The organism is Streptomonospora nanhaiensis, assembly GCF_026642255.1.
Lineage (GTDB): Bacteria > Actinomycetota > Actinomycetes > Streptosporangiales > Streptosporangiaceae > Nocardiopsis > Nocardiopsis tropica.
Window position 1 is genome coordinate 650,495 of the sequence record NZ_CP113264.1, and the last position, 14,032, is coordinate 664,526.

The following is a 14,032-nucleotide window of genomic DNA, read 5'->3' on the forward strand; positions in this document are numbered from 1 at the left end:
GCCGGGGTGGTTCGCGCCCCGGCCGCGGAGGGGGTCAGGAGCCGAGCACCTCCGCCAGGCGCTCGGCGACCATCGGGACGCTGTAGTAGTCCATGCGGAAGGACGCGGCGCCGAGGGTGAACACCCGGTCCTCCTCCCAGGCGGGGATGTTCTCCAGGGTGGGGGAGGCCTCCAGGTAGTCCTCGATCTCCTGGCCCTGGGTGTTGACGAACAGCAGCGTGGCGTCGCCGAAGTCCGAGGCGCGCTCGGCCGACAGCTCGACGATGTCGCCGCGCTCCCCGCCCTGGCCGCCCGGTGCGGCGACGTCGTCGGGCAGTGCGTGGACGGTGAGCCCGAGGTCGGTGGCCAGGCGTCCCTGCGCGGACTCCTCGGTGAACACGTTGAACCCGTTCGGGGTGCCGGTCAGGATGACCACGTCGTGCGCGGTGTCCAGGTCCGCGGAGACCTCCTCGACCAGTGCCTCGTACTCGGCGGTGATCTCCTCGGCCCGGTCCTGGCGCGCGAAGGTCTCGGCGTACTGGTCGGTGGTGTCCAGCCAGGCCGTGTCGGACTCGCCGTGCACGACGGTGGGGGCGATTCCGGAGAGCTGTTCGTACAGCTCCTCGGGGACGGTGTCGGCGCCGAACCCGTTGCCGACGATGAGGTCGGGCTCCGCGGCGGCGACCGCCTCCAGGCCGACCTCCGGGCCGGGCAGGGGCTCGACGCCCCGCTCGTCGGCGGTCTGCGCCCACTGGGCGAAGAAGCCCTTGTCGTCGGTGAGGGCGGAGGTGCCCGTGACGCCCGACGCGACCACGGGGACGTCCAGGCTCAGGAGGAGGGGCGTGCTGGTGACGCTGACCGAGACGACCCTCTCGGGTTCCGCGGGGATCTCGGTGTCTCCGTAGAGGTGGGTGACGGTGCGGGTCTCCCCCTCGCCGGCGGGGGACACTGCGGTGTCCCCGGCGCCGCAGCCCGCGAGGAGGAGGACGAGGGTCGCGGCGGCCGCGCCGGTGGTTAGGGTGGCGGAGACAGGTGCTTGCTTCATGACAAGAATAGTTAGGTATGGCTATCCTAAATGTCAATCCGGTAGAGTGCGAGGAACGATGACCACGTCACGGCCGTCCCCCCGAAGCACCCCTCCGGCCCGCAAGGACACCGGGGTGCCGTCCGCCCGCGCGGCGGGCGAGGCCCTGTTCCGCGTGGCCCAGCGCCTGGAGCGGCTGCTCGGCGGTCTCGCGGCGGAGCACGGCCTCACCGTGTTCCAGGCGCGTGCGCTCCGGGCCCTGCACGACACCGCGTCGCAGAGCGCGCTGGCCCGGCAGCTGGGCTGCACGGCCTCGCGCGTGTCGATCGTCACGGGCGAGCTGGAGGCGCGCGGGCTCGTGCGCAGGGTCGCCGCGGTCAGCGACCGGCGCATGCGCGTGGCCCGCCCCACGGAGGAGGGCAGCCGCGTGGTCGACGCGATCGGAGCGGGGCTGAACGCCCGGTCGCCGCTCTCGACGGCCCTCTCCGAGGACGAGGTGGTCGCCCTGTACGGGCTCCTCGCCGAGGTCGAGGCCGCCCCCGAGGACTGACGCCGGCCGCCGTCCGGTCCGCACCCGGGCCCGTTCCCGGTCCTGCCTGCCCCGGGAACGGGCCCGGTCCGCTCCGTCGCCCGGATCCCGCACGCCTCCGTCCGTCCCGTCCGCCCCGCCCACGACACGAGAAGCCGGAGAGGCCGAACCGCCCATGCCGCAGCCCGCCACCTACACGATCCCCCCGCGCCTCAAGCGCACCGTCCGCCCCGAACGGGTCGCCACACCAGGCGTGGACGGGGCCGCCCGCGCCCCCGAGGCGTTCTGGCGCGGTGTGGAGGCGGGGGGCACCCCCGTGGTGGGCGGGGACGACGGCACGGGCCACCGGACGGTGACCTTCCTGTGGCGGGGCGGGGACGAACTCGCCGACGTCGTCCTCGTCGCGAACAAGATCGCCGACGCCGACTCCTGCGAGCACAACCGCATGGAGCGGGTCCCCGGCACCGACGTGTGGCACCTGACCTACCGGATGCGCGACGACTGGCGGGCCTCCTACACGGTCGCCCCCGTGCCCGCCGACGGCGCGCCCGCACCCGAGGGGGCCCTGTCCGCGACGACCCGGCTGCGGCGCGAGCGCGCCCTCGCCGTCGCCGACCCGGAGGACCGCCCCGCCGTCGCCCGCTGGTTCGACGCCCTGGCCCACGCCGTCCCCGACCCCCTCGCCCGGGAGCGGCTGGACGCCACCGCGTCGGTGGTCTCCCTGCCCGGCGCCCCGCCCGAGCTGTGGCGTCCGTCCGGCGGACGGGTCTGCGCGGCCCGCACCGAGGGGGAGGCCCCGGCGGGGGCCGGCACGGTGACCGCGGCGCGACTCACCGGCGCCGCGTTGGGCAACACCCGTACCGTGTGGGTCCACCGGCCCGCCCAGGCCCCGCCGGACGGGACCCCCTGGCCGGTCGTCGTCCTCCTGGACGGCCAGGACTGGCACACGCTGCCCCTGGCCCCGCTCCTCGACGGGCTGATCGCCGACGGAACCCTGCCCCCGGCCCTGACCGTGATGGTCGACTCCCTGGACCCCGCCACCCGGACACGTGAGCTGGCCTGCGACGACGCCTTCGTGGACTTCCTCGGGCACGAGCTCCTCCCGTGGCTCGGCGACCGCCACGACGTCGCCTCCGACCCCGGGCGCACCCTCGTCGCCGGGCAGAGCCTGGGCGGACTCACCGCCCTCTACGCGGCCCACCGCGCACCGCACCGGTTCGGCCGGGTCCTGTCCCAGTCGGGCTCGTTCTGGTGGCCGAACGTCGCCGTGGCCGGCGGGGAGAGCGAGCGCATGGCGGGCCTGGTCGCCGGGGCGGACACCGTCCCCGGCCGGGTCCACCTCAGCGCGGGCCTCAACGAGTGGGCCCTGCTCGACGCCAACAGGCGCCTGCGCGACGCCCTGGCGGCGCGCGGGGCCGAACTGGGCCGGGAGCCCGGATCGGTGGTGCTCACCGAGTACAACGGCGGCCACGACCGCGCCTGCTGGCGGGCCGGGCTGCCGGACGGGCTGGTCTTCCTCACCTCCGACTGGGAGCGCCGAGGACGGTGACCGGGGACGGCCGCGCGGAGAGCCCGTCCCTCGCCCCGCGTGCCGGGCCCGGACGGCGCGGTGCGGGACGGCCGCCCGCCCCGTGGTCGCCCCTCCGGCGCCCCGCGGAGCCGCGTCAGATCCGGACGCCCGCCCCGGCGGCCTCCCGGCGCAGCCGCGCCACGACCTCGCCCGCCGGGTCCTCCGAGGCCAGCCGGAACCCCTGGCCCGCCCAGAGGGCCATCCCCCCGGTGTCCCCGGCCCTCGCCGCGGCGGCGCGCAGCGGCTTGGTCATGTGGTGCACGTCCGGGTAGGCGTAGGGCCTCTCCGGGTGCTCGGTGATGAACCGGTTGACCAGCCCCCGCGCCGGGCGCCCCGTGAACGCCCAGGTCACCGCGGTCCGATCGAAGGCGGGGTCGGCGAGCGCCGCCTTGTGCGCGGGGTTGGCGCCGCTCTCCGGGCAGCGCAGGAACGCGGTCCCCAGCTGCGCCGCCGCCGCGCCCGCGCCGAGGACGCGGGCGATCCCCTCCCCGGTCATGAGGCCGCCGGCGGCGATCACCGGCACGTCCACCGCCGCGACCACGTCGGCCACGAGGTCGAGCAGCGGCCGGTCCCCGCCGCGGACCGGGTCGAACGACGCCCGGTGCCCGCCCGCCTCCAGGCCCTGCGCGCACACCCCGTCGGCGCCGCGCTCCACGGCGGTCCGCGCCTCCTCGGCCGTGGTCACCGTGACCACGGTGGCGGTCCCCACGGCGCGCAGCCGGGCGAGGACGGCGGCGCCGGGGCAGCCGAACGTGAACCCGGCCACCGGGACCGCGGCCTCGACCAGCAGGTCGATCTTGGCCTCCCACGCGTCGTCGTCGTGCACCGGCTCGCCGACGGCCGCCCCCTGGCGCCCGGACTCGGACTCCAGCCGCAGCCGGTGGGCCCGGACCGTCGCCGGGTCGGAGGAAGGGCCGGGCACGAACACGTTCACCCCGAAGGCCTCGGCGCCGGCCTCGCGCACCCGCCGGATCTGGTCGCGGACCGCGTCGGGCGACAGGTACCCGGCGGCGAGGTGTCCGATCCCGCCCGCGCGGTCCACGGCCGCCGCCAGGGCGGGCGTGGAGCTGCCGCCCGCCATGGGCGCCTGGACGACCGGGCGCTCCCGCAGTAGTTCCGTCAGACTCATGTGTCCCTCACTTCTCCCGGTTCTCGGATCTCCCGGATGCCGGAGAAATGCTACCGACCGGTGTTTTTCGGGAACGCGCGGACGCCCGGCGTTCGGAGCGGCGCATTTCCGAGAAAGGTGTCCCGGGTCACAACAATGGTTTTCGCGGGGATTCCCGCGCTGCTGCCGGGGCCGGGGAACGGTGGCGGGGCGCCCTTTCGAGGCTGCCCGCGGCGCGCTTGCCCGGGCGGCACCGCCCCTCTCCGAGCGGCCGGGACGCCGCCGGGATCACCCGCGCGGACCGTCCGCCTCCGGCGCGGGCTCCGCCCCCTCCGCGGGCCGCGCCCCCTCGGCGTGCCGCGCCGGGTCCGGAACGATCCGCGCGAGCACCGCCGACGCCACCGCCAGGAGCACGCCCACCGAGGCCAGCGCCGTCGTCGCCCGGGGCAGGCCGAACAGCTCCCACAGCCACCCGAACGACAGCGTGGTCGCCATGAGGAAGACTCCGGCGACCATCGACAGCATCGAGAACATGGTGTTGCGGTTGGCGTCGGTGAACATCGTCTGCTGCCACACGCCCGTCAGCACGCCCGCCAGCCCGATCAGGAACTCGCCCGCGACGAGGCCGGCCCACAGGGGCACGGACCCGTGCGCGGCCAGGGCCACGGGCGCGCCCACCAGGGTCGCGCACACCGGACCCCACAGCCGGGGGTCCCGCAGGTCCAGGAACTTCGCGCACAGGGCCCCCACCGTCAGGGCCGCCGTCATCACCAGCAGCATCAGCCCGTTGAGCCGCACGTCGTCGCCGTGCGCGGCAACCAGCATCGGCTGCCAGGACACCACCAGGAGGGCGGTGCCCACGGCCATCGACGCCGTCAGAGCCACCAGGGGCAGGAACCGGACGCCCGCCACCAGTGAGGCCGACTCGGCGACGATGGCGAGGACCCGGCGCCCCGGCTGGCCCGGCGACGGGGGGAAGCACACCGGGCCGAGCGCCGCCAGCAGCACGAGGAGTCCGCCACCCGCGGCGACCAGCAGGTCGGCGGGCAGCCAGGCGCCCGCCACCATGACCGAGGCCGCCCCCAGGACCGCGCCGCTCCTCCTCGCCACCTGTTCGTACCGGACCGTCCGCGCGATCCGGGCCGCCCGGTCCCGGCTGCCGATCCGGTTGACCACGAGCGCGGTGGGCGTCCCCGAGTACAGGTGGTAGCCGAACGCCCACAGGACCAGGGCCGGCGCCGTCGTGGCGAGCGCGTCGGCGAGTCCGAACGCCGCGAACCCCGCTCCCCACAGGGCCAGTCCCGCCACCATGAGCCGGCGGTGCCCGTAGCGGTCGCCGAGCGCTCCGCTCGGCGCCTCGACGACCAGGCCGACCAGGTGCGCCGCGGCGAGCACCGAGCCCAGGAGCCACGGGTCCACCCCGCGCTCCAGGAGGATCGTGACGAAGACCGCGCCGAAAAGGAAATCGGCCACGGCCGCGGCCAGGACGAAAACGGAGAAACGGCGGAGGAGGGAGTTCTCCCGTAACGGCGCGACGGTCATGGCAGGTGCTTTCCTGTCAGGGGGTGTCGTTCCCGTGCGTGAATTCCGGCCAAACTAACACGCGTTCACCCTGTCAGCCGACTGATTTATCCACAGCCGTTTCCTGTGAGAAACCGGTCAGGGTGTCCGCGAGGGCCCCCGCCAGGACCGGGATCCCCGGGTGCGTGCTCCCGCGCGGCCACACCAGCCCCAACGACGACTCGGGGAGTCCGCTGACCGGCACGAACACGATGTCCTCCCGGCCCTGGTACCGCGCGGTGGACCCGCACAGCAGCATCGCGCCCCGGCCCGCGGCGACCAGCGACAACCCCTCCTGGAGCGTGTCCACCCCGGACTCGTGCCGGATCGTCCGGCCGAGCGGGGTGGCGGTCGGGGAGTGCACGCGCAGCCAGTAGTCGGGCGCGTTCCGGACCGGGACGAGCGGCACCCGCGCCATGTCCTCCACACCGACCCGGGACCGCGAGGCCAGCGGGTGGTCCGCGGAGAGCACGAGCCGCTGCGGCTGCCGGGAGAACTCCGGCCCCACCACCAGGTCCCGCTCGCGCACGGGGAGCAGCACGACGGCGGCGTCGACCTCGCCCTCGCGCAGCGGCCCGAACGGGTCGGAGAGCGTGATCTCCACGATGTCCACCCGGGAGTCGGGGGCCCGCTCCTCGAACACCCGGACGGCCGTGGCCACGGGGCCGTTCACCCAACACTGGAAGCCGAGGCGCAACCGGCGCCGCCCGTCCCGGGCGCGCTCGCGGGCCCCGTCCACCACCGCCGCGAGGGTGCGGTAGGCGGGCCCCAGCGCGGCGAGGAACTCCTCGCCGAACGGCGTGAGCGACACGCGGCGGCTCGTCCGGTCCACGAGGGGCGCGCCGACCCGGTTCTCCAGCGAGCGCAGCAGCTGGCTGACCCTGCTCTGCGACACGAACAGCCGCTCGCCCGCGTGGCCGAAGTGCAGCTCCTCCGCCAGGACCAGGAAGCACTCCAGCTCCCGGATCTCGATGCCCTTCACCAGGCCCCGCCCCCGCTCGTGTGCGCGCCGTCGTGGCGCCGGTCACGTCCCGGGGCCGCGCACCGGGATCGATGAACCTCCCTCATGGAAGCATGAGCGGTTCGCCGTTGTTCCGGCCGCCTCCCGGGTCTTGGCTGGTGCCCATGACCACCGCGCGTACGGGGGAGAACCCCGAGGGGCAGCGTCACGAGCCCCGACCACCTGTTCCGTCCGACCAGGGCCGCCCGGCGGCCCCGCCCCCGCCTCCGTCCTCCCCGGCCCGGGGGTGGGCGGCCGTCGCCGCCGTGGCCGCCGCGACCTTCACCGCGGTCACCTCCGAGATGCTGCCGGTGGGACTGCTGACGCCGATGGGGGACTCCCTGGGCGTCACCGGCGGCACCGCGGGGCTCACCCTGACGATCACCGGCCTGGTGGCGGCGGCCTCCGCCCCCTTCGTCCCGGCGGCGGTCGCCCGCGCGGACCGCCGCACGGCCCTCGTGGGGTTCCTGCTGCTGCTCTGCGCCGCGAACCTGGTGTCCGCGCTCGCGCCGGACTTCGCGGTGATGGTCGCCGCCAGGGTCCTGATGGGCGTCGGCATGGGCGGGGTCTGGGCGCTGGCCGCGCCGCTCGCCCCGCGACTGGTGCCCGGCGGGTCGGTCGGCGCGGCCACGACCGTGATCTTCGCCGGTATCGCGGTCGCGTCCGTCCTGGGGGTGCCCGTCGGCGCGTTCGTCGGCGCCCTGGCCGGGTGGCGGGCGGCCTTCGCGGCGTTCGCGGGGCTGGCCCTGCTGGTGGCGGTCGCCCTGGCGCTCCTCCTCCCCGCGCTCCCCCCGGAGGGGGCGGCGCGGCCCGGAGGTGCGGCGGGCCTGTTCCGCGACCCCCGTGTGGTCACCGCCTTCCTGGTCACCGGGTTGCTGGTGACCGGCCACTTCGCCGCCTACACCTACGTCCGGCCGGTCCTGGCCGACGCGGCGGGACTCGGGGCCGGGCTCATCGGCACGATGCTGCTGGTCTACGGCGTCGCCGGCGTGCTCGGCAACTTCGCGGCGGGTCCCCGGGCCGCACGGGCGCCGCGCGCCACCGTCGCGGTGATCGCGGCCCTGCTGGCCGGATCGGTGCTGCTCGTGCCGCTCCTCGGCGGGGGCGCCATGGCGGCCGGGGCGCTGGTGGCCGTGTGGGGGCTGGCCTACGGGGGAGTGTCGGTGAGCGTCCAGTCCTGGCTGATGGCCTCGGCGCAGGGGGAGCGCGAGACCGCCTCCGGGGTCTTCGTCGGGGTCTTCAACGCCAGCATCGCGCTGGGCGCGTTCGCGGGCGGGCGCGTCCTCGACGCGGCCGGGACCGCGCCGGTGACCTGGCTGGCCGGGGCCCTGGTCCTGGGAGCCCTGGTGGTCGCCCTGGCGGGCCGGGCCCCGTCGAACCCCCGCTGAGGGGCGGGGTTCCGGACCCGCCGAGGGCCGCCCGGGGCCGCGGGCTCCTCGGCGGCGGGGCCTCGGGCGCGGGGTCCCGGCCCGGTGGGTCCGACCTGCCGGGATCGACCAGGGAGGCCACCGGATACGCTCGGCGCGACAAGCAGTTTCGCGGGGAGGGAACCACCATGACAGCGACCGCGGTCGTCACCGGAGCCAGCAGCGGGATCGGGGCCGCCACCGCGCGCGGACTGGCGGCGGAGGGTTACGAGGTGGTCCTCGTGGCCCGCCGCGCGGACCGCATCGAGGCGCTGGCCGACGAACTGGTCAAGGAGGGCCACAGCGCCCGCGCCCACGTCCTCGACGTCACCGACCGCCCGGCGGTGGACGCCTTCGCGGAGTCCCTGGGCGCCTGCGACGTGCTGGTGAACAACGCGGGCGGCGCCATCGGCACCGAGACCGTCGCGACCGCCGATCCCGCCGACTGGCGGACCATGTACGAGGTCAACGTCATCGGCGTCCTCAACATGACGCAGGCGCTGCTGCCCAAGCTCATCGCCGGTGGCGACGGAACCGTTCTGGTGGTGTCCTCGGTGGCCGGGCACGTGGCCTACGAGGGCGGCGGCGGGTACGTGGCGGCCAAGCACGGAGCCCACTCCGTCGCCGCCACGCTGCGGCTGGAGCTGTGCGGGGAGCCGGTCCGGGTGCTGGAGGTCGCCCCCGGGATGGTCATGACCGAGGAGTTCTCCCTCAACCGGCTGCGGGGGGACGCCGACAGGGCCGCGGCGGTCTACGAGGGCGTGCCCGACCCGCTCAGCGCGGAGGACGTCGCGGACACCATCGTGTGGGCGATCACCCGGCCCCCGCACGTGAACATCGACCTCATGGTGGTGCGCCCGCGTGCCCAGGCCGCCCAGCACAAGGTCCACCGCGTGAAGGGCTGACCCGGCGACCGCTGCGGCCCGGCCCCGGCCGGGGCCGGGCCGCAGCGGGGCCGGACCGGGGCCTTGATGTCAACTAATGTTGAGGTTTTACGGTGGGGGTCTCGCCCGATCCTCCTTGGAAGGCCCCCGCCATGACGACGCAGAACCCCTCCGACGCCGGACTCGCCGCCCAGCCGGCCGCGTACTGGACCGGGGTCGCCTACGAGTCCCTCATCGCGTTCACCCGAGCACGCCAGGCCGAACTCGGCTACACCCAGCCCCAGTTCTGGCTGCTGCGCAACCTGTCGGAGAACGACCTCTCGCCCGACGGGCAGGGGAGGACCGTTCCCGAGCTCCGCGAGGCCATGGCCTCCTACCTCAGGCCCGAGGACGATCTCGCGGCAGAGGCGGAGCCGCTGCTCGGGCGCGGCTGGCTGACCCGCGACGGCGAGGGGCGGCTGTGGCTCACCGAGGCGGGGGAGGAGGCCCGCGTCGGCCTCAAGCGGAACGCCCCGGCGATCCGCGACGCGATCCACGAGGGCATCGACGACGCCGACTACGTCACCGCGCTCAAGGTGCTCCGGCGGATGATCGGCAACACCGGCGGCGCGGTCTGACCTCCGGGTCCGGCCAGATCCCCCACCGGACCCGTCCCCGGGGTAGGACCGCAGCGTCCCGACTGAGCAGGAGAATCCCCGTGGCCAAGTGCTCCATGCGCAATGGTGAAGGAACCGTCGTCATCAACACCGACGGTGACGGCAGTGGTGGCGGCTGGTCGCACCAGGACGTCGTCACATGCTCCGGCTGCAAGGGAACGGGAGAGAAGTGACAGCTGACCTCGACGCCCTCCACTCCGTCCTGGTGGAACGCCTCGACACCCCCGAGGCGATCCGCGCCGCGTTCGCCGCCCACCCCCGGCACCGCTTCATCCCCGACATGGTCTGGCCCGACGCGACCGGCCTCCCCCTGTACCGGACCGCGGACCCCGACAGGTGGGCGCGACTGGTCTACGGCACCGACGCGGTCACCACCCAGGCCAACGACGGCGGGGGCGGCCCGCGCAACGAACCGACCTCGTCCTCCTCCGCACCCCAGGTCATGGCGGACATGATCGCCGCCGCCGGAGTGGGCGAGGGGAGGCGGGTCCTGGAGATCGGCACCGGTACCGGCTGGAACGCCGCGAGCCTGGCTCACCGCCGCAGATGACGGGGCGGTGCTCGTGCTCCCCTGGAGCCCGCACCCGGCCGCGCACAGCACGCCGATCGCCGCCCTGACGGTGCGCGGTGGGCGCGCGTCGGGGCCGTTCGTGCGCGAGGCGGCGTTCATGCGCGACCGCACGCAGCGTCCGGGCGACCTGCCCTTCCCCGGCCTCGGACAACCGCCGGCACAGGCCCCCGGCTTCCCGGTCGGTTCGGGCGAACTCATCGGTTCGGGAACGCTGACCCGGCTCATGCTCATGCTGCCCGGCGTGCGCCTGGGCACCGGGGTCCGCCCCTTCCGGGGCGGCCACGGCCGCATCGTGTGGACGGGCGCCGGACCGGCGTGGGCGTACGTGTGGCCGGACGGCACCGTGACCGGCGGCGGCGACCGCGACCTGGGCGCAGAACTGGCGGACGCCTACCGGCGGCTCCGGGAAGCCGGTCTTCCCGCACTGGACGCCTTCACCCTGGACGCCGACCCCGGACCGGACTTCTACCGGGTGTCGTGCGAGGCGGCCGGCCGACACTGGGACCACCCCGTCACGCCCTGACGCCACCTCGAAAAGCGCGATGCGAAGATCCTGGAAGTCCTGAGCCTGCACCTGTCCGCCACCGCGTTCCTGCGCTGAGAGGATCAGCCGTGTTCACCATGCGTCCCGCCACCGAGGACGACACCCCCGGCGTCGCGTCGATGATCACCGCGCGCTGCGACTGGATGGAGCAGCGCGGGTCGGAGACCTGGCGTGAGAACGTCGACGCCTTCACCGCCCGCCCGGCGACCGCCTTCGCCCCGATCGACCAGGAGACACCGTGTTCACAGGACTGAGCGCTTTCCCCCTGACCCCGCTGGACGACGACCGCTTCGACGAGCGCGCCTACGCCGGGCTCATCGCCCGCCTGGTCCGGGCGGGCGTCGATTCGATCGGCGCGCTGGGTTCGACCGGTTCCTATGCCTACCTCGACCGTGAGGAGCGCCGCCGGGTGGCCCGCGCCGCCGTGCGCTCGGCGGGCGACACCCCGGTGATCGTCGGCATCGGAGCGCTGCGCACCTCCCATGTGCGGGCGCTGGCCCAGGACGCTCAGGAAGCCGGCGCGGCCGGTGTGCTGCTGGCCCCGATGAGCTACCAGGCGCTCACCGACGACGACGTGTTCGGGCTCTACGAGGAGGTCACCGCGGAGCTGTCGGTGCCGCTGGTGGTCTACGACAACCCGGGCACGACGCACTTCACCTTCTCGAACGAGCTGTACGCGCGCATCGCCGCGCTGCCGAAGGTGGCCGCGATCAAGATCCCTCCGGTGCCGCTGGACCCGGCCGCCGCCCGCGAGCACGTCGCCGCGGTCCGAGAGGCTGTTCCCGACCACGTGAGCATCGGCGTCTCCGGTGACGGCGCGGCCGCCACCGGTCTGAACGCCGGCTGCCGGACCTGGTTCTCCGTGCTGGGCGGCACTGTGCCCAACACGGTGTTGCCCCTGGTGAAAGCCGCTCTCAACGGTGACTCCGAGGCCGCCGTCGCCGAGTCCGATCGCCTGCGGCCGTTGTGGGAGATGTTCGCCGCCCACGGCAGCCTGCGCGTGACGGCCGCGATCGCCGAACACCTGGAGCTGGTCCCCCCGCACTGTCTGCCGCGTCCGCTCCTGGGCCTCGCCGCCGCCCAGCGGGAGCAGGTGGCCCGCCTGGTCGAGGAACTGCGCCTGGCCTGAGCCACACGGGCACGTCCACCGGGTGGGTACCGGCCCGCTGCCTCCAGAAGATGAGGGCCGTGCTCCTCGCACACGCGGGGCCGAGAGCGGGCGCTGGCGGGGACCCGGTCAGAAGACGGGGCCGGCGGTGCCGTCCGGGTCGGCGGCCTGGCACTCGGCGCAGTCGCAGTAGTTCGTCATCGACATGGAACGGCACCGGGTGCAGATCTTCCGCTTCGCCCCGGGGGCGTCGTGCTTCCAGTCGTGGTGCCCACGCCGACAGATCCCGGAGGGTCGGAGGGCGGTGTCGTCACGCGAGGAGTCCATGGCGCAACCGTAGCCCCGGCGGGCGGGCGGGGCCAGGGCGAACCGGCCCTCCCCGGCGCGGTGCCGCCGGGCACCCGGGGCATCCCGGGCATCCCCGGCACCCCGGACAGGCCGGAGCCCGGTGCCGCCGCGCGACGGTACCGGGCTCCGGGGTCCCGACCCGGGTCAGGCGTCCAGGTCGGTGGCCAGCATCTCCACCAGTTCGTCCAGGACCTTGTCGGAGGTCTCGGACTCCTCGGCGGCGAGGGTCACGGTCTCGCCGTGCTTCGCGCCCATCGCCATCACCGCGAGCACGCTGCGCGCGTCCACCGGGTCGCCGCCCTCGCGGGCGACGGTGACGGGCAGGCCGGACGCGTTGACGGCCTGGACGAACAGGGAGGCCGGGCGTGCGTGCAGGCCTTGGGGCGAGCCGATGGCCACGGTGCGCTGGGGCATGTCAGTCCTCGGGGAGTAGTCGTCGGCCGGGGGAGGTCCCGGCCTGTTCACGGTTTCGGAACGTCAGAGCTGGTCGACCGGCGACAGGGGGTCGGGGTCGGCCACCACGGTGATCGAGTCGGAGGCCACGTCCCCGGGGGAGGGGACGGTCGTTCCCGGCAGGGACACCGCGGCGGTGCCCCAGGCCACGGCGTGCCGCAGCCGTTCGACGGGGGAGTCGCCCGCGCCCAGGAACCCGGCGAGGGAGCAGTCGCCCGCGCCGACCGTGCTGCGCGTGCGGACCTCGGGTCCGCGTGCCCACCAGGTGTTCTCGGGGTCCACGAGTATCGCACCGTGGCCCCCCAGGGTCACCAGGGCGGAGCTGTTGCCCCACCCCAGGACCTCGCGTGCGGCGCCGACGACGTCGCCGACCGTCGGCAGCTCCCGGCCGATGAGCCCGGCCAGCTCCTCGTGGTTGGGCTTGAGCAGCGACACCGACCCGGCTCGGGCCGCCGCCTCCAGGGGCTTGCCCGAGGTGTCCAGGGCCAGCGCCACCCCGTAGGAGGCGGCGAGTTCGGCCACGCGCACGTACAGGTCGTCGGGCGCGCCGGCCGGGAGGCTGCCGCTCGCCACCACCCACTCCGGACCGGCGGACAGCTCGTCCTCCAGGGCGGCCAGGAGCGCGTCGGTCTCCCCGGGGGTCAGGGTGGGGCCGGGGGCGTTGAGCTTGGTGGTGGTGCCGTCGGTCTCGGTCACGGCGACGTTGGCCCGGGTCTCCCCGGCGATGGGGACGGTGACGCAGGGAAGGTCGCCGAGCAGGGTGACGAGTTCGGCGCCGCCGCCTCCGCCCACGGGGAGGACGGCCCTCGTGGGGACGCCCGCCACGCGCAGGGCCCTTGCGACGTTGACGCCCTTGCCGCCCGCCTGCGCACGGGTGGCCGACACCCGCAGGACTTCGCCCCGTATGAGGCGCTCGACCTCCAGGGTGTGGTCCACGCTCGGATTGGGGGTGAGGGTCAGGATCATCGGTTCTCTCTTCGAGGTGTCCGCGCCCAGCCCGGCCCGGATGTGGGACTGCCTTTGATTATGTGTGTTTGTCTGTGTATGTCAACACTATTGTGTCCGGGTTTCCGGTTCGGAGGCGGGGCGTCGGGTGCGATGTGTGGTTCGCGGCCCGGACGCCTCCAGGGGTGCTCAGATGTTCACGCTCCGCTCTCCCTGGTCAGACTGCCCGATCGGCGCGCTCCGGGCGTGGGGCTTCGGCGAGATTGCTGCGATATTGGGTAGGGGTACCCCTTGTGTGTCCCAGGCAACACGATTAAACTCACCGAAAACCACACCGAAACACAGGT

15 protein-coding genes and 1 pseudogene are annotated in these 14,032 nt (G+C 74.7%); 9 read left to right on the forward strand and 7 right to left on the reverse strand.

Going from position 1 to position 14,032, the window contains the following annotated elements:
- Positions 1–34 precede the first annotated feature (34 nt).
- Entirely contained in the window at positions 35–1,024 is a 990-nt protein-coding gene (gene fepB, locus OUQ99_RS02985; RefSeq protein ID WP_267947886.1) for a Fe2+-enterobactin ABC transporter substrate-binding protein, read from the reverse strand.
- Between the two features lie 58 nt (positions 1,025–1,082).
- Here fepB and OUQ99_RS02990 point away from each other — a divergent pair, with 58 nt between their 5' ends.
- Together OUQ99_RS02990 and fes are read left to right on the forward strand one after the other, a co-directional pair.
- Positions 1,083–1,553 carry a MarR family winged helix-turn-helix transcriptional regulator gene (locus tag OUQ99_RS02990; RefSeq protein WP_267947887.1) on the forward strand — a complete coding sequence of 157 codons (471 nt, stop codon included), beginning with the start codon at positions 1,083–1,085 and terminating at the stop codon, positions 1,551–1,553.
- Positions 1,554–1,707: 154 nt separating this feature from the next.
- Positions 1,708–3,081: an enterochelin esterase gene (fes, locus tag OUQ99_RS02995; RefSeq protein WP_267947888.1), complete on the forward strand. Its 1,374-nt coding sequence runs from the start codon at positions 1,708–1,710 to the stop codon at positions 3,079–3,081.
- A gap of 115 nt (positions 3,082–3,196) precedes the next feature.
- Here fes and OUQ99_RS03000 read toward each other — a convergent pair whose 3' ends face one another.
- From OUQ99_RS03000 to OUQ99_RS03010, 3 genes are all read right to left on the reverse strand, one after another.
- On the reverse strand, positions 3,197–4,231 hold the full coding sequence (locus OUQ99_RS03000; protein WP_267947889.1) for a nitronate monooxygenase: 1,035 nt from the start codon (positions 4,229–4,231) through the stop codon (positions 3,197–3,199).
- Positions 4,232–4,498: 267 nt separating this feature from the next.
- Complete coding sequence (locus tag OUQ99_RS03005) at positions 4,499–5,752, reverse strand: MFS transporter (protein WP_267947890.1); 1,254 nt, start codon at positions 5,750–5,752, stop codon at positions 4,499–4,501.
- A gap of 73 nt (positions 5,753–5,825) precedes the next feature.
- Positions 5,826–6,752: a LysR family transcriptional regulator gene (locus tag OUQ99_RS03010; RefSeq protein WP_267947891.1), complete on the reverse strand. Its 927-nt coding sequence runs from the start codon at positions 6,750–6,752 to the stop codon at positions 5,826–5,828.
- A 143-nt stretch (positions 6,753–6,895) separates the two neighbouring features.
- Between OUQ99_RS03010 and OUQ99_RS03015 the strand changes: the two genes are divergently transcribed.
- The 7 genes and pseudogenes from OUQ99_RS03015 to OUQ99_RS03045 all read left to right on the forward strand — a co-directional run bounded on the left by OUQ99_RS03015 (position 6,896) and on the right by OUQ99_RS03045 (position 11,960).
- Positions 6,896–8,158 carry an MFS transporter gene (locus OUQ99_RS03015; RefSeq protein WP_267947892.1) on the forward strand — a complete coding sequence of 421 codons (1,263 nt, stop codon included), beginning with the start codon at positions 6,896–6,898 and terminating at the stop codon, positions 8,156–8,158.
- A 167-nt stretch (positions 8,159–8,325) separates the two neighbouring features.
- The gene (locus OUQ99_RS03020) at positions 8,326–9,081 is read left to right on the forward strand and encodes an SDR family NAD(P)-dependent oxidoreductase (protein WP_267947893.1); all 756 of its coding nucleotides are present in this window, start codon (positions 8,326–8,328) and stop codon (positions 9,079–9,081) included.
- Between the two features lie 131 nt (positions 9,082–9,212).
- Positions 9,213–9,677, forward strand: a complete 465-nt coding sequence (locus tag OUQ99_RS03025) for a MarR family winged helix-turn-helix transcriptional regulator (RefSeq protein ID WP_267947894.1) — start codon at positions 9,213–9,215, stop codon at positions 9,675–9,677.
- An 80-nt stretch (positions 9,678–9,757) separates the two neighbouring features.
- The gene (locus OUQ99_RS03030; protein ID WP_267947895.1) at positions 9,758–9,889 is read left to right on the forward strand and encodes a hypothetical protein; all 132 of its coding nucleotides are present in this window, start codon (positions 9,758–9,760) and stop codon (positions 9,887–9,889) included.
- Positions 9,856–10,810 (forward strand): annotated as a pseudogene (locus tag OUQ99_RS03035) (protein-L-isoaspartate(D-aspartate) O-methyltransferase). Before OUQ99_RS03030 ends, OUQ99_RS03035 begins: the two are co-directional and overlap by 34 nt.
- Positions 10,811–10,899: 89 nt before the next feature.
- Positions 10,900–11,085: a hypothetical protein gene (locus tag OUQ99_RS03040; protein WP_267947896.1), complete on the forward strand. Its 186-nt coding sequence runs from the start codon at positions 10,900–10,902 to the stop codon at positions 11,083–11,085.
- Positions 11,070–11,960 (forward strand): dihydrodipicolinate synthase family protein, encoded by an 891-nt coding sequence (locus tag OUQ99_RS03045; protein WP_267947897.1) that lies wholly within the window; start codon positions 11,070–11,072, stop codon positions 11,958–11,960. The genes OUQ99_RS03040 and OUQ99_RS03045 overlap by 16 nt, the downstream gene beginning before the upstream one ends.
- A 108-nt stretch (positions 11,961–12,068) precedes the next feature.
- On the opposite strand, the gene OUQ99_RS03050 is transcribed toward OUQ99_RS03045, so the two are convergent.
- The 3 genes from OUQ99_RS03050 to pfkB all read right to left on the reverse strand — a co-directional run bounded on the left by OUQ99_RS03050 (position 12,069) and on the right by pfkB (position 13,706).
- On the reverse strand, positions 12,069–12,266 hold the full coding sequence (locus OUQ99_RS03050) for a hypothetical protein (RefSeq protein ID WP_267947898.1): 198 nt from the start codon (positions 12,264–12,266) through the stop codon (positions 12,069–12,071).
- Positions 12,267–12,431: 165 nt separating this feature from the next.
- A complete protein-coding gene (locus OUQ99_RS03055; protein ID WP_267947899.1) occupies positions 12,432–12,701 on the reverse strand; it encodes an HPr family phosphocarrier protein in 270 nt (89 codons plus the stop codon).
- A 63-nt stretch (positions 12,702–12,764) separates the two neighbouring features.
- Entirely contained in the window at positions 12,765–13,706 is a 942-nt protein-coding gene (gene pfkB / locus OUQ99_RS03060; RefSeq protein WP_267947900.1) for a 1-phosphofructokinase, read from the reverse strand.
- Positions 13,707–14,032: the final 326 nt, after the last annotated feature.